General features: G+C 74.5%; 12 protein-coding genes. 4 read left to right on the top strand and 8 right to left on the bottom strand.

Going from position 1 to position 19,355, the window contains the following annotated elements; all coding sequences use genetic code 11:
• Positions 1 to 247 precede the first annotated feature (247 nt).
• Together HHL19_RS16850 and HHL19_RS16845 are read left to right on the top strand one after the other, a co-directional pair.
• Positions 248 to 2,197 carry a peptidoglycan recognition family protein gene (locus tag HHL19_RS16850; protein WP_206325286.1) on the top strand — a complete coding sequence of 650 codons (1,950 nt, stop codon included), beginning with the start codon at positions 248 to 250 and terminating at the stop codon, positions 2,195 to 2,197.
• Positions 2,198 to 2,356: 159 nt separating this feature from the next.
• Positions 2,357 to 4,609 (top strand): germacradienol/geosmin synthase, encoded by a 2,253-nt coding sequence (locus HHL19_RS16845; RefSeq protein WP_169090388.1) that lies wholly within the window; start codon positions 2,357 to 2,359, stop codon positions 4,607 to 4,609.
• Between the two features lie 54 nt (positions 4,610 to 4,663).
• Here the strand turns inward: HHL19_RS16845 and HHL19_RS16840 are convergent, their stop codons facing one another.
• The 3 genes from HHL19_RS16840 to HHL19_RS16830 all read right to left on the bottom strand — a co-directional run bounded on the left by HHL19_RS16840 (position 4,664) and on the right by HHL19_RS16830 (position 8,648).
• Positions 4,664 to 5,032 carry an RNA-binding S4 domain-containing protein gene (locus HHL19_RS16840; RefSeq protein ID WP_169090386.1) on the bottom strand — a complete coding sequence of 123 codons (369 nt, stop codon included), beginning with the start codon at positions 5,030 to 5,032 and terminating at the stop codon, positions 4,664 to 4,666.
• Positions 5,033 to 5,050: 18 nt separating this feature from the next.
• On the bottom strand, positions 5,051 to 5,548 hold the full coding sequence (locus HHL19_RS16835; protein ID WP_169090384.1) for a hypothetical protein: 498 nt from the start codon (positions 5,546 to 5,548) through the stop codon (positions 5,051 to 5,053).
• 67 nt (positions 5,549 to 5,615) lie between these two features.
• The gene (locus HHL19_RS16830; protein WP_346768441.1) at positions 5,616 to 8,648 is read right to left on the bottom strand and encodes an AAA family ATPase; all 3,033 of its coding nucleotides are present in this window, start codon (positions 8,646 to 8,648) and stop codon (positions 5,616 to 5,618) included.
• Positions 8,649 to 8,962: 314 nt separating this feature from the next.
• Here HHL19_RS16830 and HHL19_RS16825 point away from each other — a divergent pair, with 314 nt between their 5' ends.
• Positions 8,963 to 11,230 carry an alpha-N-acetylglucosaminidase gene (locus HHL19_RS16825; RefSeq protein WP_169090382.1) on the top strand — a complete coding sequence of 756 codons (2,268 nt, stop codon included), beginning with the start codon at positions 8,963 to 8,965 and terminating at the stop codon, positions 11,228 to 11,230.
• Positions 11,231 to 11,291: 61 nt separating this feature from the next.
• Here HHL19_RS16825 and HHL19_RS16820 read toward each other — a convergent pair whose 3' ends face one another.
• The 4 genes from HHL19_RS16820 to HHL19_RS16805 all read right to left on the bottom strand — a co-directional run bounded on the left by HHL19_RS16820 (position 11,292) and on the right by HHL19_RS16805 (position 16,296).
• Positions 11,292 to 12,458 carry a thiolase domain-containing protein gene (locus HHL19_RS16820; RefSeq protein ID WP_169090380.1) on the bottom strand — a complete coding sequence of 389 codons (1,167 nt, stop codon included), beginning with the start codon at positions 12,456 to 12,458 and terminating at the stop codon, positions 11,292 to 11,294.
• Positions 12,455 to 13,588, bottom strand: coding sequence for a thiolase domain-containing protein (locus tag HHL19_RS16815; RefSeq protein ID WP_169090378.1), 1,134 nt, complete (start codon positions 13,586 to 13,588; stop codon positions 12,455 to 12,457). The genes HHL19_RS16820 and HHL19_RS16815 overlap by 4 nt, the downstream gene beginning before the upstream one ends.
• A complete protein-coding gene (locus HHL19_RS16810; protein WP_169090376.1) occupies positions 13,585 to 14,565 on the bottom strand; it encodes an OB-fold nucleic acid binding domain-containing protein in 981 nt (326 codons plus the stop codon). Before HHL19_RS16810 ends, HHL19_RS16815 begins: the two co-directional genes overlap by 4 nt.
• Before the next feature lie 930 nt (positions 14,566 to 15,495).
• Positions 15,496 to 16,296 carry a crotonase/enoyl-CoA hydratase family protein gene (locus HHL19_RS16805; protein ID WP_169090374.1) on the bottom strand — a complete coding sequence of 267 codons (801 nt, stop codon included), beginning with the start codon at positions 16,294 to 16,296 and terminating at the stop codon, positions 15,496 to 15,498.
• A 165-nt stretch (positions 16,297 to 16,461) separates the two neighbouring features.
• Between HHL19_RS16805 and HHL19_RS16800 the strand changes: the two genes are divergently transcribed.
• Positions 16,462 to 18,093: an acyl-CoA synthetase gene (locus HHL19_RS16800; protein ID WP_169090372.1), complete on the top strand. Its 1,632-nt coding sequence runs from the start codon at positions 16,462 to 16,464 to the stop codon at positions 18,091 to 18,093.
• A gap of 53 nt (positions 18,094 to 18,146) precedes the next feature.
• On the opposite strand, the gene HHL19_RS16795 is transcribed toward HHL19_RS16800, so the two are convergent.
• On the bottom strand, positions 18,147 to 19,328 hold the full coding sequence (locus tag HHL19_RS16795) for an alpha/beta fold hydrolase (protein ID WP_169090370.1): 1,182 nt from the start codon (positions 19,326 to 19,328) through the stop codon (positions 18,147 to 18,149).
• Between the last annotated feature and the right edge of the window lie 27 nt (positions 19,329 to 19,355).

Raw genomic sequence — 19,355 nt, 5'->3', positions numbered from 1 at the left:
CGGTGCCGACACACCGGGAGTGCGGCGCTTCGCCGTCTCCAGAGGCCCCTCATTGGTCGAGTCCACCGACGCGCCGCCGGTGGGCGGGCCGTCATCGCGAAAGTGCCCCCGATCGGCCCACACCACCGCGCTGGCCTGGGAACTCGCCTTCGGTGAGGGGTGATTGACGGATGGTCCGGGAGCGGCTACCCCTGTACGGGTTCGGTTCCCGCACGCCCCCGTGTCACCCCCGCCCCTGGAGGCTGCCTTGCTCCGTTCCGCGTCCCGAGGCCGCGTGCTCGCGCTCGCCGGGTCCGCCGCCCTGCTCCTCCCCCTCCTGTCGGGCGCGCCGCCGGCCGGTGCCGACGCGCCGGTGACGGACTCGCTGCAGCGCCGGTTCGCGGCGGCTGCCGAGCGCCACGGCGTGCCGGAGGGCGTGCTGCTGGCCGTCTCGTACCTCCAGTCTCGCTGGGACGGGCACGCCGGCGCGCCCAGCGTGACCGGCGGATACGGGCCGATGCACCTCACCGACACGGCGACCGCGCTGGCCCGTTCCGTACCGCACCACTCGGCGGACGGCGAGGACGCGCGCGGCGACGGGTCCCGGCCCGCCCGCGCCGGGGCGGAGGCCCGCCCGCCCGCCCCGGAGGAGCTGCCCGCGCGGCTCCGGACCCTGGAGCGGGCCTCGGCGCTCTCCGGGATCCCGGCGGAGGAGCTGCGGACCTCGGCGGCGGCGAACATCGAGGGCGGCGCGGCCCTGCTGGCGGCGGCCCAGCGGGAGGCCGGTCTCGCGCCGAGCGCCGATCCGGCCGACTGGTACGGGGCGGTGGCGCGGTACTCGGGCGCCGACGACGCGGCCACGGCGGCGGCGTACGCGAACGACGTCTTCGAGGTCCTGAGGACGGGCGAGGCGCGCGTCACGGACAGCGGGCAGCGGGTGGCGCTGGCGGCCGCGCCGGGCGTGGTGCCGGAGACGGGTCAGCTGGCGGCGCTCGGGCTGCGCGCGCCGGAGCGGGGCCCGGTGGAGTGCCCGACGACGGTGGCGTGCGAGTGGATCCCGGCGCCGTACGAGGAGTTCGGCGACGGCGACTACGGCAACCACGACAAGGCGGACCGGCCGGTCTCGCAGAAGATCGACTACATCGTGGTCCACGACACCGAGGCGACCTGGGACGTCACCCTGAAGCTGGTGCAGGATCCGACGTACGTCTCCTGGCAGTACTCGCTCCGCTCCTCGGACGGCCACATCGCCCAGCACCTGCCGCTGAAGGACGTCGGCTGGCACGCCGGGAACTGGTACGTGAACGCCAAGTCGGTGGGCCTGGAGCACGAGGGCTTCCTGACGGCCCCGGACTCCTGGTACACGGAGGCGATGTACCGGTCCTCGGCGCGGCTCGTGCGGTACCTGGCGAAGCGGTACGACATCCCGCTCGACCGGCAGCACGTCATCGGGCACGACAACGTGCCGGGCACGGTGACCTCGTCGATCCGCGGCATGCACACCGACCCGGGGCCGTACTGGGACTGGGCGCACTACTTCCGGCTCCTCGGACGGCCGCTGGCGCCGAGCGCGGGCCCGGCGGCGGGCGTGGTGACGATCCGCCCGGAGTACGGCGACAACCGGCCGGTGTACACGGGGTGCGCGGCGGCCGGGGAGGCGTGCGCGCCGCACGGCAGCGGCGCCGTGCGCCTGCACACCGCGCCGAGCGCCGACGCGCCCCTGGTGAAGGACATCGGCCTGCGGCCCGGCGGGCAGGACTCCACGACCGGAGTCGACGACACGGGGGCACGGGCGACGACGGGGCAGAGCTACGCGGTGGCGGAGCGCCGGGGCGACTGGACGGCGGTCTGGTACCTGGGGCAGAAGGCGTGGTTCCACGACCCGAAGGCGGCGCCGACGGCGGTGGGCGCGCGCGGGCAGGTGCTGACGCCGCGGGAGGGGCTGGCGGAGGTGCCGGTGTACGGGCGGGCCTATCCGGAGGCGTCGGCGTATCCGGCGGGGGTTCCGGTGCAGGCGGTGTCGCCGCTGCCGTACCGGCTGCTCGCGGGGCAGCGGTACGTGGTGGGCGGGAAGACCCCCGGGGAGTACTACTACGCACCGGTGTTCGACAGCAGCAAGCACCGGGTGGTGCGCGGGCAGGAGGAGTACTACCAGATCCAGTTCGGCCATCGGATCGCCTTCGTGAGCGCCGCTGACGTGCGGGTTTCACAGGGCTGAGCGAGTCCGGCCGAAAGGTGCGGGGTGGCGCCGGGGTTCCCCTCCGGCGCCACCCCTCCCCGCACTCATATGACTAATCCCGACGCGGGGTTCGGCGGCCGGGGCAGGGGTAAGGCTGGGCCGGAACAGCACCCCGCCACCGGAAAGGCCCGCCCGCACATGCCTCAGCCCTTCACCATGCCGGATTTCTACGTCCCGTATCCGGCGCGCCTCAATCCCCATGTGGAGGCGGCCCGGACGCACACCCGGGACTGGGCGCGCGCCATGGGCATGCTGGAGGGCTCCGGGGTCTGGGAGACGGCCGACCTCGACGCGCACGACTACGCGCTGCTCTGCGCGTACACCCACCCCGACTGCGACGAGGACGCGCTGAACCTCGTCACCGACTGGTACACGTGGGTCTTCTTCTTCGACGACCACTTCCTGGAGGTCTTCAAGCGCACCCAGGACCGGGCGGCCGGCAAGGAGTACCTCGACCGGCTCCCCCACTTCATGCCGGCCGACCCGGCGACCGGCATGCCCGAGCCCACCAACCCCGTCGAGGCCGGCCTCGCCGACCTGTGGCGGCGCACCGTCCCCGCGATGTCCGACGGCTGGCGGCGCCGCTTCGCCGAGGCCACCGAGGCCCTCCTCTACGAGTCCCTCTGGGAGCTCGACAACATCAACGACGGCCGGATCGCCAACCCCCTCGAATACATCGAGATGCGCCGCAAGGTCGGCGGCGCCCCCTGGTCCGCCGGGCTCGTGGAGTACGCCGCCGGGGCCGAGGTCCCCGACCGGGTCGCCGCCTCCCGGCCCCTGCGGGTGCTCCGCGACGCCTTCTCGGACGCCGTCCACCTGCGCAACGACCTCTTCTCGTACCAGCGCGAGGTCGAGGACGAGGGCGAGAACAGCAACGGCGTACTCGTCCTGGAACACTTCCTCCGCTGCTCCACCCAGGAGGCCGCCGAGGCCGTCAACGACCTGCTGACCTCGCGGCTCCAGCAGTTCGAGAACACCGCGCTCACCGAAGTACCCGCGCTGGCCGTCCTGGAGCGCCTCACCCCGCTGGAGATCGCGGCGATCGGCGCGTACACCAAGGGGCTCCAGGACTGGCAGTCCGGTGGCCACGAGTGGCACATGCGCTCCAGCCGGTACATGAACGAGGGCATGCTCGACGACTCCGACGGCCCCGACGCCACCGCCGGCGCCCCCGCCCTCGGCACCGGCGTCCTCGACATCCGCACCCTGCTCGGCGGCCGGTCCGCCGAGGCACGGCGGCGGAGCCTCACCCACACGCCCCACCAGCCCGTCGGCCCGCTCCCGCTGCCCGACTTCGCGCTCCCCTACCCGCTCGCCCTCAGCCCGCACTACCGGGAGGCCAAGCGGCGCTCCGAGGAGTGGGCCGAGGCCATGGGGCTGCTGGACGACATCTGGGACCGGCCGCTGCTGGAGGGCGCCGACCTCGCCCTCTGCTCGGCCGGTCTCGACCCCGACGCCACCCTGGAGGAGCTGGAGCTCAGCACCCTCTGGCTGACCTGGGGCACCTACGCCGACGACTACTACCCGATGGTCTTCGGCCGCCCGCGCGACCTGGCGGGCGCGCGGGCGCAGACCGAGCGGCTCAAGGCGTGCCTGCCCGTCGACGACCCCGCCTCCGCCGCCGGGTTCGCCGTCAACCCCATGGAACGGGCGCTCGCCGACGTGTGGGCGCGGACCGCCGGGCCGATGAAGCCCGAGGCACGGGCGCAGCTGTGGACGGCGCTCGACGCGATGCTGGAGAGCTGGATGTGGGAGCTGCACAACCAGGCGCAGCACCGCGTGCCCGACCCCGTCGACTACGTCGAGATGCGCCGCAGCACCTTCGGTTCCGAACTGACCATGCTGCTGGGCCGGTTGCGCCACGGCGGCGTCCTGCCGCCGGAGGTGTTCCGCTCGGGCACGGTCCGCGCGCTGGAGAACGCGGTGGCCGACTACGCGGCGCTCGTCAACGACCTCTTCTCGTACCAGAAGGAGGTCGAGGTGGAGGGCGAGCTGCACAACGGCGTGCTCGTCCTGGAGAAGTTCTTCGACGTCGACCGGGACACCGCCGCCCGGATGGTGCACGAGCTGATGGGCGGCCGGCTGCGCCAGTACGAGCACCTGAAGCAGCGTGAAGTACCCCTGATGTACGCCCACTTCGAGCTGGACGCGGACGGCAGGGCGGCCTTCGAGGCGCGACTGCGGGAGCTGGAGGACTGGCTCGCGGGCATCCTGCACTGGCACCGCTCCGTGCGGCGGTACGGCGCCGGGGACGTCCACGCGGGCGCCGGGACCCCGCTGCTCCGCGACCGCACCGGGGAGACCGCTCCGGTGCCCGACTGGACCACCCCGCGCGGCCTCGGCACCACCGCGGCGCGGGTCGCGACCGCCTTCGCCGGCGTGTCGTCCTGACGCGCGGAAAGGGCCGCCCCGGGTCTCCGGGGCGGCCCTTCGCTTCGACCGGGTCTAGTGGGAGCCGCGGCCGCGCAACTCGTCGAGTTCGCGGCGTTCGCGTTTGGTGGGGCGGCCCGCGCCGCGGTCGCGGACGGCGGCGAGGGCGACGTGCTCGCGCGGCGGCGGGGGCGGGCTGTTGTCCACGTACGCCTCGGCGGCGACCGGCGGGCCGACCCGCTTGGTCAGCAGCTCCTTGACCTCGACGATCCGCTCGCGGCCCGCGACGTAGACCCGGACCTCGTCGCCCGGCTTCACGGCCTGCGCGGGCTTGGCCCGCTCGCCGTTGACCTTGACGTGGCCGGCCCGGCAGGCCGCGGCGGCCTGGGAGCGGGTCTTGGTCAGCCGGACCGCCCAGATCCAGGCGTCGACGCGTGCGCTCATCGGCCCCGCCCTCCCCGCTCAGCCCTGCTGGAACAGCTCGGCGGGCAGCGGCTTGAGCAGCGCGTAGAGGTCGTCGGTGATCGGCCGGTCCCAACTGGCGATCGTCACCAGGACGTTGTCGCTGCGGTCGAACTGGACGCAGGAGATGCGGCTCTCGGAGAGCTTGAGGCGGCGCACGATGAGGAGGTTGTCGCCCTGCATGACGGGGACGTCCTCGGCGTCGAGCACCTCGACCGGCTCGTCGTTCTCCAGGGCGGCGAGGAGCTGGGCGACCTCGAAGGGGATCTGGCCCTCGGCGAGCTCCCGGGCCGGGGAGCCCTCGGGGAGGTTGCCGATGATCATCGCGGGGCCGCGGCCGCCGAAGAGGTCGTAGCGCAGGAAGACGCCCTGGCAGGAACCGTCGGGAGCGGGCAGCAGGCCCGCGCCGAGATTGCCGGGCCAGTCCCCCGGATCCATGGCCAGGACATCGAAGTCCGGACCGGCGGGAGTGGCGCTGCGACGGCGGAGGAAGGACATACGGCCATGGTACGTGCCCGGGCGCGCGGTGCGGCGCCGGGCTCCTCCGTCCCGGCGCCGCGGGGGCTCACTCGGCCGGCTCCGCCGCCTTCGGCTTCTCCGCCTCCGTGCGGGGCTCGCCGGCGTCGCCGAAGGCGTGGGCGAGGCCGGAGCGGTCGGTGCCGAGCTTGCGGTAGACGGCGGACAGCAGCCGGGCGGCCGTGGTGGCGTCGATGCCGAGGGCGGCGGCCGGGTCCTGGCCGCGGACGCTGGCCCGGGCGGCGGCCCGCTCACGCGCGGTGAGCGAGTGGCCGTCGGCGGTGTGCAGGGCGCGCGGGCGCAGTCCGGCGGCGGCCAGCTCGGCCCTGGCCTCGTCGACCAGGCCGTCGGCGCCGCAGTCCTGCGCGGTCTCCAGGCCCCGGTACAGGTGGTCGGCGGCTTCGGCATGGCGTTCGGTCCTGCGGAGCGCCGCGCCGAGGGCGACGAGGGAGCGGGCCAGCTCGTACGCGGCCGGGGACTGGTCCAGCCAGTCGACGGACTCCTCCAGGAGCTTGATCCGCTCGGCGCCGTCGGTGACCTCGGCGGTCACCCGGAGCGCCTGGCCGATCGCGGACGGCGCGCCGTACTGGCGGGCGCGGGCGACGGCGTTCTCTGCGGTGGCGAGGGCCCTGGCCGGGGAGCCGGTGGCGGCCTCGGCGAGGGCCAGGTGGAGCTGCCAGGGGCTGCACGAGGGGTTGCGCTTGCCGCGCGGCTCCAGGCGGCGCTTGATGTCGGCGAGCGCCGCGGCGGCGTCCTCGGCGCGGCCGGTGGCGAGCAGCAGCTCGGCGTGGACGGTCTCGCAGTCCGGGATGGTGACGGCGGCCGGGAAGGGCTCGCCGAAGTCGTGGTCGCGGGCGACCCGCTCGGCCTCCTCCGTACGGCCCCGGGCGAGGAGGACCTCGATCATGACGCCGGTGGCGTACCAGAGGGCGGGGGTGCGGGGGCCGACGCGCTCGGCGAGGCGGAGTCCGGCGCGGGCGAAGTCCTCGGCCTCCATGAGCCGGCCGCGGCGGAAGCGGATGTAGCCGAGGAGGGTGTACGCGAAGGAGAGGTGGGCGCCGCGCCAGCCCTGCTTCTCGAACTCGGCGGTGCCGGCGGCGAAGAGCTCCTCGGCGCGGCCGGGCCGGTCGGCGTAGAGGTGGGTGAGGGCGACGAGGACCGGGACCTCGAAGCCGCGGCTCTCGTCGGCCCAGCTCAGGCCGCCTTCCAGGGCGCGCTCGGCGTGCCGGAGGGCGACGGCGGCGGGTTCGGCGCGCAGGGTGGCGTCCCAGGCGCGGAGGCCGATGATGTACCGCTCGGTGAGGTCGCGGCCGGTGAGCCGGTCGGCGAGGGCCGCGAGGCGGCGGGAGCGGGCCGGCGACTCGGGTTCGTCGGAGCGGAGCGCGTCCCACATGAACCGCTCGGCCTGCATGCGGAGGCGGCTGCGCGGGTCGGTGGTCTGCCGGGTCTCGTGTTCGAGCAGCTCGGAGGCCTCGACGAGGCGGTCGCTGTGGGCGAGGACCTGGGAGAGGCGGTAGACGATGCCGTGCCGCAGGGCCTCGTCGGAGATGGGCTCCTCCAGGGCGGCGCGGAGTTGGTTGACGGTGGTGGCGGGCTCGGTGAGGAGCGAGGCGGAGCTGAGCTCGAAGAGGACGGCGGCCCGCGCGTCGGCGGTGGGAGGCTCGCGCAGGGCGCGGGCCAGCTGACGGCGGGCGGCGTCGGGGGCGCCCGCGCGGAGGTTCTCGCGGGCGGCGGCGCGCAGCTGGGTGACGACCCAGGCGTCGCCCTCCGGGTGGGTCTCCAGGAGGTGGCGGGCCGCGGCGGCCGGGCCGTGTCCGGCGTCGATGACGCACCAGGCGGCCTGGCCGTGGAAGGCGACCCGGATGGCGTCGGGGATGGCGCGGTAGATGGTGCTCGCGACGAGCGGGTGGACGAATTCGAGGGGTCCGTCGGCGGTGCCGGTGTCGGCGAGGACCCGGGCCTCGCGGAGCCGTTCGGCGCAATCGGCGACCGCCTCGTCGCCCAGCCCGGCGAGGGCGCCGGCGAGCGAGGGCGAGATCTCGGTGCCGAGGACGGCGCAGGCCCAGGCGAGGCGCATGGTGGCGGTGCCGAGGCGTTCGATGCGGTTGACGAGGCCGCTGCCCTTGAGGGCGGCGGCGAGGTCGCGGAGCTCGTGGGCGCCGTCGGCGGTGGGGTCGAGGCCCCGGTCGCGGACCTTGGCGGCCAGTTCGACGGTCTCGAAGGGGTTGCCGGAGGTGACGGTCCAGAAGTCGCGGCAGAACTCGTCGTCGGCGTGGGCGCCGATGCGGTCCCGGACGAGGCGGGCGACGGCGTCGGCGGTGAGGGGCGCCAGGCCGTGCGGGCGCTGTCCGGACCGGCGTCCGGTGAACTCGGCTCCCTCCTCGGGCAGTTCGTCGGGCCGGTAGGCGACGACGAGGAGCATGGGGAGGTCGTCGGCGCGCGGGGCGAAGGAGGCGAGCCAGCCGAGGGACTCGGGGTCGGCCCAGTGGGCGTCGTCGAGGACGACGACGAGCGGGGCGCGGCGGACGGCGAGGTGGGTGAGGACCCAGTCGAGGCCGTCGCGCAGGCCCTGGGGGTCGGGCGGGGAGCCGGCGGTGGCGGCGCGCAGTCCGAGGGCGGGGCCGACGATGTCGTACCAGGAGCCGAGCCGCTCGCGGAGTTCGGCGTCGGAGGCGTGGGCGAGCTGGGGCTGGAGGAGCTGGCGGGCGACGTGGAAGGCGACCCGCTGCTCCTGGTCGCCGCCGCGGGCGGAGAGGACGGTGCAGCCTCGGGAGACGGCCCGGCGGCGGATCTCGGCGAGGAGGGTGGTCTTGCCGAGTCCGGCGGGCGCCGCGTAGACGAGTACGCCGCCCTGGGCGGCGGGCGGTTCGACGGGGCGCGGGGCGTCGGGGGCGGAGCGGGCGGAGAGGAGGGGGACGACGCGGGAGTCGCGCGGGGCGGGCACGGGTGCGGGCGCGGACGGGGGCTCGTCCTGCGCGAGGCCGGTGAGGAGGTCGAGCGCCTCCTCCGCGGCGTCGAGCGCGGCCTCCCGTTCGAAGAGGCCGAAACCCAGGCGGGCCGCCCTGCCGTCCTGTCGTGCCACGTTCCACCCCCACACAGGGGGCGCACGCCCGGCGCACGGTCAGGGCGCCTGGGCGATCACCCCGCGAAAGGTCCAGCGTACGCCGGAACGAGCCCCGTGTAACGGCATTCTTCCAAGCAGTTCGGGTGGCCTTCGGCGTGGCGGGCCTCCCGAAGGCCCCGCAGGTCGAGGCGTGTTCGACGGACGGATGTACGAAGTCGGGTGCGGCGCACAGGGGGCGTGTCGTCCTTGATTGTGGTCCTCGCGCGGACTCCTCTATGACGGACGGTCAGGTCATGATCGTCGCACGGTCCTGATGAGGGGATGAGCCGACCATGAGACCTCCCATTTCCCGCGCCCGGTCCTGGGCCGCCCGCTCGGTGTGTTCCCTCGCCCTGTGCGCCACCGCGCTGACCGCGCTGCCGGCCGCGACGCCCGCGTCCGCGGACCCCTCGGCCGCCGCTCCGGCCGCCGGCGCCGCGGGCCCGGCGGCCGCGGCGGCCGCGGCGCCGTTCACGGTGAGCGCGGCGCGGGCGGCCCTGGTGCGGCTGCTGCCGAAGCACGCGCGCCAGTTCGAACTGGCCCTGACCCCCCGGTCCGCCTCCGGCGACCGCTTCACCGTCTCGGGATCGACGGGGCGGATCGTCGTCACGGGCACCACGCCCGCGGTGCTGCTGCGCGGGGTGCACTGGTACCTCTCCTACACGGCGGGCGTCGACCTCGGCGCACCCGGGGACAGCGTCTCCGCGCTGCCGGACCGGCTGCCGGGCCCCGGCGGCACGATCACCCGGTCGGCGTCGGTGCCGCACCGCTTCGCCCTCAACGACACGGACGACGGCTACTCGGGGGCGTACCGGGGCTGGGACGCGTACGAACGGCAGATCGACCTCCTCGCCCTCCACGGGGTCAACGAGGTCTTCGTCCAGATGGGCGCGGAGGCGGCGTACCACGCGGCCTTCCAGGAGTTCGGGTACACGGACGCCGAGCTGCGGGAGTGGATCCCGGGCCCCGCGCACCAGCCGTGGTGGCTGATGCAGAACATGGCCTCCTTCGGCGGCCCGGTGACCGAACAGCTGATCGCCCGCCGGGCGGCGCTCGGCAAGCGGATCGTGAACCGGCTGCGGGAGCTGGGCATGACGCCGGTGCTCCCGGGGTACTTCGGGACGGTGCCGCCGGGCTTCACGGAGCGCAACCCGACGGGCCGGGTGGTGCCGCAGGGCCGCTGGATCGGCTTCGCGCGGCCCGACTGGCTCGACCCGCGCGGTCCGCTCTTCGCGCGCGTCGCCTCGGCGTTCTACCGGCACCAGGCGCGGCTGCTCGGCACCAGCACGATGTACAAGATGGACCTGCTGCACGAGGGCGGGAACGCCGGTGACGTACCGGTCGGCGAGGCCGCCGCGAAGGTCCTGGAGTCCCTGGACGACTCCCGCCGGGGCGCGACCTGGGTGCTGCTCGGCTGGCAGCGCAACCCCAAGGCCGAGCTGCTGGCCGGCGTCGACACCTCGCGCCTGCTCGTGGTGGACGGGCTCTCCGACCGGTACGACGGCCTGGACCGCGAGACCGCCTGGTCCGGGACGCCGTACGCCTACGGCACCATCCCCAACTTCGGCGGGCACACCACGATCGGCGCCAACACCTCGGTGTGGACGGACCGGTTCGAGGCGTGGCGGACGAAGCGCGGCAGCGCGCTGAAGGGGATCGCCTTCCTCCCCGAGGCGACCGCCGCCAACCCGGTGGCCTTCTCCCTCTTCACCGAACTGGCCTGGCGGGACGCCCCGGTGGACCACGCCGACTGGTTCGCCCGCTACGCGGCCCGCCGCTACGGCGCCCCCGACCCGCACGCGGCCAAGGCCTGGGAGTGGCTGCGGCAGGGCCCGTACGGCACGAAGGCGAACGGCTGGAGCGAGTCCCAGGACAGCCTCTTCACCGCCCGTCCGAGCCTCACCGTGCGGACCTCGGCCTCCTGGGGCCCGAAGGCGATGCGGTACGACGCGGCGACCGTCGAGCGGGCGCTGACCGAGCTGCTGCAGGTGGCGCCGGAGCTGCGGACCACCGACGCGTACCGCTTCGACCTGGTCGACACCGCCCGGCAGGCGCTCACCAACCGCAGCCGGGTGCTGCTGCCCAGGATCAAGGCCGCGTACGAGGCGAAGGACCTGGCCGCGTTCCGGGCGCGGGCGGCCGAGTGGCGGGCGTCCATGACGCTGCTGGACGCGGTCCTCGCCACCGACCGGCGGTTCCTGCTCGGTCCGTGGCTGGAGAACGCCCGCTCGTGGGCCCGCTCGGACACGGAGCGGGCCGTCCTGGAGTTCGACGCCCGCTCGCTGATCACGACCTGGGGCCACCGGGCGGGCAGCGAGGCCGGACTGCACGACTACGCCAACCGCGAGTGGTCGGGCCTCGTCTCGGGCTTCTACGCGCCCCGCTGGTCGGCCTACCTGGACTCCCTCGACACCGCGCTGGTCACCGGGCGGGCGCCGGCCGCGATCGACTGGTTCTCCTGGGAGAACGCCTGGAACCTGCGGCGCGACTCCTACCCGGTGACCCCGAAGGGCGACCCGGTGGCCCTGGCGACCCGGGTACGGGACGCCCTGCGCGCCTGACCGCCCGGACCACCGGCACAACAGGCACCACCGGCACCACCGGCCGAACCGCCGGCCGGGCTCAGCCGGCCGGCGGTTCGGCGCCCACCAGCCACATCGAGAAGAACTGGGCGCCGCCACCGTAGGCGTGGCCGAGGGCCCGGCGGGCGCCGTCCACCTGGTGCTCGCCGGCCTCCCCCCGTACCTGGAGGGCGGCCTCGGCGAACCGGATCATCCCGGAGGCGCCGATCGGATTGGTGGAGAGCACGCCCCCGGAGGGATTCACGGGCAGATCACCGTCGAGTTCGGTGACACCGGCCTCGGTGAGCTTCCACCCCTCGCCCTCGGCGGCGAAGCCGAGGTTCTCCAGCCACATCGGCTCGTACCAGGAGAACGGCACGTACATCTCGACGGCGTCGATCTGCCGGCGCGGGTCGGTGATCCCCGCCTGCCGGTAGACGTCGGCGGCGCAGTCGCGGCCCGCCCGCGGCGAGACGAAGTCCTTGCCGGCGAAGAGGGTCGGCTCGCTGCGCATGGCCCCGCCGTGCACCCAGGCGGCGGGGCGCGGCGCCCGGTCCGCGCCCGCCCGGTCGGTGAGGACCATGGCGCAGGCGCCGTCGGAGGACGGGCAGGTCTCCGAGTAGCGGATCGGGTCCCACAGCATGGGCGCGGCCTGCACCTTCTCCAGGGTGAGGTCGTGCTCGTGGAGGTGGGCGTAAGGGTTCTTCAACGCGTTGCGGCGGTCCTTGTACGCGACGAGGGAGCCGATCGCGTCGGGGGCGCCGGTACGCCGCATGTAGGCGCGCACGTGCGGGGCGAAGAATCCGCCCGCGCCGGCGAGGAGGGGCTGCTGGAAGGGCACCGGCAGGGAGAGCCCCCACATGGCGTTGGACTCGGACTGCTTCTCGAAGGCGAGGGTGAGGACGGTCCGGTGGACGCGGGCGGCGACCAGGTTCGCGGCGACGAGGGCGGTGGAGCCGCCGACGGACCCCGCGGTGTGGACGCGGAGCATCGGCTTGCCGACGGCGCCGAGGGCGTCGGCGAGGTACAGCTCCGGCATCATGACGCCCTCGAAGAAGTCGGGCGCCTTCCCGATGACGACGGCGTCGATGTCGGCCCAGGTCAGCTCGGCGTCGGCGAGGGCGCGGACGGCGGCCTCGCGGACGAGTCCCGCGAGGGAGACGTCGTGCCGGGCGGCGGCGTGCTTGGTCTGGCCGACGCCGACGATCGCGACGGGTTCCTTGCTCATCGGGGGTCCCCTTCCAGGACGGCGACCAGGTTCTGCTGGAGGCAGGGCCCGGAGGTGGCGTGGGCGAGGGCGCGGTCGGACTCCCCGCGGTGGATGCGGGCGGCGGCCTCGCCGAGCCGGATGAGCCCCGCGGCCATGACGGGGTTGGCGGCGAGCGCACCCCCGGAGGGACTGACGTGCACGTTCCCGTCGGCGCTCGTGCCGGCGCTCGTGTCGGCGTTCGTGTTGACGCTCACGTTCGTGTTCACGTTCACGTTCGTGCTCGCGTCGAGACCGAGCGCCCTGCGCAGGACGACCTCCTGCGAGGTGAAGGGCGCGTGGAGTTCGGCGGTGTCGACGGGCCGGTCGAAGACGCCGGCGCGTTCGGCGGCGAGGCGGGTGGACGGCGAGTCCGTGAGGTCGCGGACGCCGAGGGAGTGCGCCTCGATGCGGTGGTCCATGCCGCGGATCCAGGCGGGCCGCGCGCACAGCTCGCGGGCCCGGTCGCCGACGGCGAGGACCACGGCGGCGGCGCCGTCCCCCACCGGCGGGCAGTCGCCCGTCCGCAGCGGCCGGACGACGTACTCGCCCTGCGGGCGGGCGCCCGGCAGCTGGGCGTGCGGGTTCGCCCGCGCGTCCTCCCGGCTGCGGGCTGCGATCGCGGCCAGCGCGGGCTCGTCGGTGTACCCGGCGTCGACGAGGGCCTGCGCCTGGAGCGCGGCGAGGGCGACGGAGTCGGGCCAGAGCGGCGCCACGTAGTACGGGTCGAGCTGTCGGCTCAGCACATCCCGGACGGACCCGGGCGAGGACTTCCCGTAGGCGTACACGAGCGCGGTGTCGGCCTCGCCGGTCAGCAGCTTCACCCACGCCTCGTAAAGGGCCCAGGCACCGTCCGCCTCGACGTGCGACTCGGAGATCGGCGGCCAGGCGCCGACGCCGTCGAGGGCCATGGTGAAGGAGAAGGCCCGGCCGGCCAGGTAGTCGGAGGAGCCGGAGCAGGTGAAGCCGATGTCGGCGGCCTTCAGTCCGGTCTGCCGCCGCACCTCGTGCAGCACCGGCATCACCATCTCGACCTCGGAGAGGTCGTCCGTGTGCCGCCGGTGGTCGCTCTGGGCGAACGCGACGATCGCCACCTCTCGGTCCGGCGTCACAGCAGCTCCTTGTACGTGTCGTAGTCGGCGTCGGGCTCGCCGGTGGGCCGGTAGTGGTCGGGATACCGCCCGTCCTCGCTCCACACGGGCTCCACCCGCAGCCCCATCCGGACCTGGTCGTACGGGATCCCGCCGATCCGCCCGTGCAGGGCGAGGCCGGCGCCGTCGAGGGCGATGTGGGCGTAGACATAAGGGACTTCGATGTCCAGGCTCTTCGCCTTGATGTTGACGATGCAGAAGGTGGTGACGGTGCCGCGGGGACCGACCTCCACCTGATCGGTGGTCGCGACACCACAGGTCGGGCAGGCGCCGCGGGGCGGGACGTACACCTTGGCGCAGACGGGGCAGCGCTCGCCGACGGTGCGGCGCTCGGCGAGCGCGTGGAGATAGCGGGTCTGGGCGCGGCCCGGGGTGTAGGTGTAGTCGAGGCGGGCGGGAGCGATGATACGCCTGACGGCACCCCTCTCCCCGAACTCCCCGCTGTGCGAGGTGGGTTGCCTCCCGGCCACCTCCCCCTCACCCCCTTCGTACGCCTCGAAGCAGGCGATGTCCGTGATGGCGCCGGTTCGCTCGGCGGCCCAGCGGATCCGCACCCGCATGCCGGTGTGCACGGCCTCGGGGCCGGGGGCCTCGAGGGCGTGCAGAAGCGCGGTGTCGGCGCCGTCGAGCCGCACGAGGACCCAGGCGAAGGGGGTACAGAGCGGCTGCCCGGGCCGCGGCTCGTGATTCCACGCCCAGGTGGTGACGGTCCCGGTCGGCTCCACCTCGACGAGCTCCCGCAACTCCACCGCGCTCACCGGGTCGTACTCGACGGGCGGCACGAGCACCCCACCCGCCTCGGTACGCACCCCGAGCACGGTGCGCTCGCGCAGCCCGGTGAGGAACGCGGCCTGGACGGGCCCGAGGGACCGCGTGAACGGGAACTCGACGACGAGGGGGGCGCGTAGGGGGGAGGGGGGTGGAGGGGAGAGGGTCATGGGCGGACCTTTCTGGGAGTGGGTGGGCCGGGAGGGGAGGGGGCAGGGGCGGCGCTGGGGCTGGGGCCGGGGCCGGGGCCGGGTGGGGCGAACGGGAAGAAGGTGTGCAGGGTGGTGCGGGGCGGTGCAGGTGCGGGGCGGTGCAGGCGTCGGGCCGCTGCGCGGGGCCTCTCCCCCACCCCGCCCCTTCCCGGAACCAGGGGCTCCGCCCCCGGACCCCCGAACGGCCTGCGGCCGTGTCCTCAAACGCCGGACGGGCTGGACCACGAGACCGGTGCCCGGGGCGGGCCCCGACTTCAGCCCGTACGAGGTACGAAAGCTGGGGCGGCACCCGAGTCCAACCCCGCCGACCGTTTGAAACACGGGTTCGGGAGCTGGGGTTCGGGCCGGTCAATACCACCCCCGCCAACGTTCGAAGCACGGGGTCCGGGCCGGAGGCCGGCCCGAACCAATTCCAGCCCCCCGGGCGTCCGAGGCTCGGGATCTCGGACTGGCGACCGACCCGAGCCAACTCCAGCCCCCGGACATCCGAGGCTCGGGGGGCTAGAGACCAAGCCGAGCCATTTCCAGCCCCGCCGGCGTTTGAGGCGCGGGGTCCGGGGCGGAGCCCCGGTTCCGGGACCGCCACCGTTCGAGGGGCGGCGCCGGTTACGGGGACGGAGCCCCGACTTCGCCCAACAGCCGTTCGAGGCGCCGGGGCCCTATCCAGCCCCGCCGGCGATTGAGGCGCGGGGTCCGGGGCGGAGCCCCGATCTCGCCCCGCCTCCGTCCGAGGCGCTGGGGTCGCGTCCAGCCCCGCCGGCGCTTGAGGCGCAGGAGGGGGCGGGGCGCAGCCCCGGTTCCGGGAGCGTCGCCGTTCGGGCGGCGAAGCTGCCACCCGGCCTCGCCGGCGATCGAGGCGCGGCGGCGGGGGCGCGGCACCGGTTCGGGTCACTCTCGGCGGTAGTGCGGGGGGCGTTTCTCCGTGAAGGCTCGGGCGCCTTCCTTCGCGTCGGCCGTGTCGAAGATCGGCCAGCCTCGTTTCAGCTCCGCCGCCAGGCCCTCCGTCTCCGTGAGTTCGGCCGTCTCGTAGACGGAGGCCTTCACCGCCTCGACGGCCAGCGGGCCGCACGCATTGATGCGTTCCGCCAGGTCGAGCGCGGTGTCGAGGGCCTGACCGTCGGGGACGACCCGGCCGATCAGGCCGATGCGGGCGGCCTCGTCGGCCGCGTAGGGACGGCCGGTGAGGAGCATTTCGAGGGCGTGGGTGCGGGGGATCTGGCGGGGCAGGCGGACGGTGGAGCCGCCAATGGGGAAGAGCCCGCGGCGGACCTCGAAGAGGCCGAAGGTGGCGGAGGCGCCGGCGACCCGGACGTCCGTGCCCTGGAGGATCTCCGTACCGCCGGCCACGCACGCGCCTTCGACCGCGGCGATGACGGGCTTGCGCGGTCGGTGGTGGCGGAGCATCGCCTTCCAGTGCAGGTCGGGGTCGGCCCGCATCCGGTCGCGGTAGGCGTCGCCGGCCATGCCCTGGCCGGCGAGGGCCTTGAGGTCCATGCCGGCGCAGAAGGCGCCGCCCGCGCCGGTGAGGACGATCGACCGTACGGCGTCGTCCGCGTCGGCCTCCAGCCAGCCGTCGTACAGGCCGACGAGCATCGGCAGCGACAGGGCGTTCTTCGCCTCGGGGCGGTTCAGGGTGAGGACGAGCGTGGCGCCTTCGCGCCGCACGGTGAGGTGTTCGGTGCCGGCCATGGGCATCTCCCGTCTCCTGTTCTGGAACAGGTTGCAGGAGTGTCGAAGGCAGTTCAATAGTTTTCTGACACCCAGTCAGATTCTTTGGCGCACCCTCTTCCCACCTCGTGCCGGCGGCGCTCTAATGACCGCCCGAGTCCGAACGCGCCGGGGTCAGGAGGAACGGTGGAGTACAACCTTGCCGACCTGTTCGAATCGGTCGTGGACGTGGTGCCGGAGCGCGAGGCGCTGGTCTACGTCGACCACCCGGGCACCGGCGCCGAGCGCCGGCTCACCTACGCCGAACTCGACGCGGCGGCCAACCGGCTGGCCCACCACCTCCTCGACGCGGGCGTCCGCCCCGGTGAGCACCTCGGGCTCCACCTGTACAACGGCGTCGAGTACCTCCAGACCGTCCTCGCCTGCCTGAAGGCGAGGATCGTTCCGGTGAACGTCAACTACCGGTACGTCGAGGAAGAGTTGGTTTACCTCTACCGGGACGCCGACCTCACCGCCCTGGTGTACGACGCCGAGTTCACCGACCGCGTGGCGGCGGCGCTGCCGCGGTGCGAGCGGCTGCGGCACCTCGTGCGGGTGGGGACCCCGCCCGAGGGGGCCGCCGTCCTCGACTCCGTACCGCTCGACGAGGCGGAGGCGGCCGCGGATCCCGGGCGCGGCTTCGCGGCCCGCTCCGGCGACGACCTCTTCATCATCTACACCGGCGGCACCACCGGCATGCCCAAGGGCGTGCTGTGGCGCCAGGAGGACCTGTTCTTCGCCGGCCTCTTCGGGGGCGACCCGTCCGGCGAGCCGGTCAAGCGGCCCGAGGAACTGGCCGAACGGGTCGCCGCCGGCGGCGCCGGCCTCACCTTCTTCCCCGCGCCGCCCCTCATGCACGGCACCTCCACGCTCACCACCTTCATCGCCTTCAACTACGGCCAGCGGGTGGTCCTGCACCGCAAGTACGTGCCCGAGGAGGTGCTGCGGACCCTGGAGAAGGAGAAGGTGTCCAGCATCTCCCTGGTCGGCGACGCGATGCTGCGCCCGCTGATCGACGCGCTCGCCGGGCCGCTCCGGGGCACCGACCTGTCCGCCCTGTTCAGCCTCTCCTCCTCCGGCGCGATCCTGTCGGAGACCGTACGGGCGCAGCTGCGCGAGCTGATGCCGAACGTCCTGCTGCTCAACAACTTCGGTTCCACGGAGTCCGGTTCGAACGGCCGGGCCACCGACGACTCCGGCCCCGAGAAGGGCTTCCGGCTGCACGTCAACGAGCGGACGCAGGTCGTCGACCAGGTCACCCTGGACCCCGTCGCCGTCGGCGCGGTCGGCCGCCTCGCCCAGCGCGGACACGTGCCGCTCGGCTACTACAACGACCCCGCGAAGACGGCGGAGACCTTCTTCGAGCGGGACGGCGTGCGCTGGGTCCTGCTCGGGGACATGGCCACGGTCGACGCGGACGGTGTGGTGACCGTCCTCGGCCGCGGCTCCCAGTGCATCAACACCGGCGGCGAGAAGGTCTACCCGGAGGAGGTCGAGCAGGCCCTCAAGTCGCACCCCGACGTCTACGACGCGCTGGTCGCGGGCGTCCCGGACGCGACCTGGGGCAGCCACGTGGCCGCCGTCGTCCAGCAGCGCGAGGGCACTCCCCCGCTGGACCTGGCGGCCGTCCAGGACCACTGCCGCCGCCACCTCGCCGGCTACAAGGTGCCCCGCCAGCTCGTCCTCACCGACCGCGTCCAGCGCTCGCCGAGCGGCAAGGCGGACTACCGCTGGGCGAAGGCGGTCGCGACGAAGGCGGACGCTGAGGGGCGGGCCTAGACCCTCCCGCCTCCGCCGACCCCGCCGACCCGCTGCCCCCGGTTCCCCGGTGCTCAGCCCGTGCCGAACTCCCTGAGCGCGGCGAGGAAGGCGGCCGGGCGGGCCTCGTGGATGAGGTGTCCCGCCTCGATGGTGACCAGGCGCGCGTCCGGTACGGCCTCGGCGAGCGCGGCCAGTTGGTCCTGCGGGACGTGGCTGGCCGGGCCGCCGGCCAGGACCAGGGTGGGGGCCGTGATCGCGGGGAGTCCGGCCCGCCAGGCCGGCTCCGGGGCGTTGAGCTGGGCGTCCGTGGCGGGGACGATCTCCCAGTCGAAGGCGAGGCGGCCCTCGGGGCGGTCCGCCACCGGGCGCGGCGGGTCGAGCGGCACGAAGGCCGGCGGCTCCTCCAGGACGAGGCGGCCGACGAGTGCGGGCTCGCGCTGGGCGAGGAGGCACGCGGCGCCGGCGCCCATCGAGTGGGCGACGACGGTCGCGCCGGCGAGACCGAGGGCCTTGAGGAAACCGCCCAGCTCGTCGCGGAAGACATCGAAGCCGTAACCGCCCGGGCGGTCGCTGAGCCCGTGCCCGCGCAGGTCCACCGCGTACACCCGATGGTCGGCGGCCAGGTCCGCCATGACCGGACCCCAGGTCGTGGAGGACTCGCCGCGCCCGTGCACCAGGACGACCGGCAGGCCGCCCTCGGGTCCCGCGACCCGGTAGGCGAGCCGCACGCCGTCGACGACGACCGTGCGGACGGCGGGGTCGAGGAAGGCGGCGACCGCACGGGCGACGGCGTCCGGGGCCGCGTCCTCGGGGCCGCGCTCCAGGAACAGGACCGGCGCGGTGAGCGCGCCGAGCGCCCGCCGGGCCCGCTCCGGGGAGAAGGCGGGATCCGGGTCGGGGCCGGGGGTGACGAGGACGAGGGAGCGGACGCGGTCGGGGTGCACGGCGGCGTACCGGACGGCGAGTTCCCCGCCCGTCAGGTGGCCGATGAGGTCGATCCGCTCCTGTCCGAGGTGGACGCGGAGAGCGTCGACGGCGCCGGCCGGAAGGGAACGTCCGTCCGCGTCGCGGGCGGGCAGCGTGACGAGGGGCCGCTGCCCGGCGAGCCTCGTCAGCCCCTCCGGGTCGCCCGGGTCGCCTGGGCCGCCCGGGTCGCCCGGGTCGCCGATCAGGCAGACCAGGGGCCGTCCCGGGCCCTCACCTCGGACCCGGTAGGCGAGTGCGACTCCGTCGTGCGGTGTGAACGTCGGCATGATCGTGATCCTCGTCGGGCGGGACGG

The sequence above is a fragment of the Streptomyces sp. R302 genome, from assembly GCF_012927245.1.
In the GTDB taxonomy this organism is placed as follows: domain Bacteria; phylum Actinomycetota; class Actinomycetes; order Streptomycetales; family Streptomycetaceae; genus Streptomyces.
This window is presented reverse-complemented; position numbering and strand designations above follow the sequence as displayed.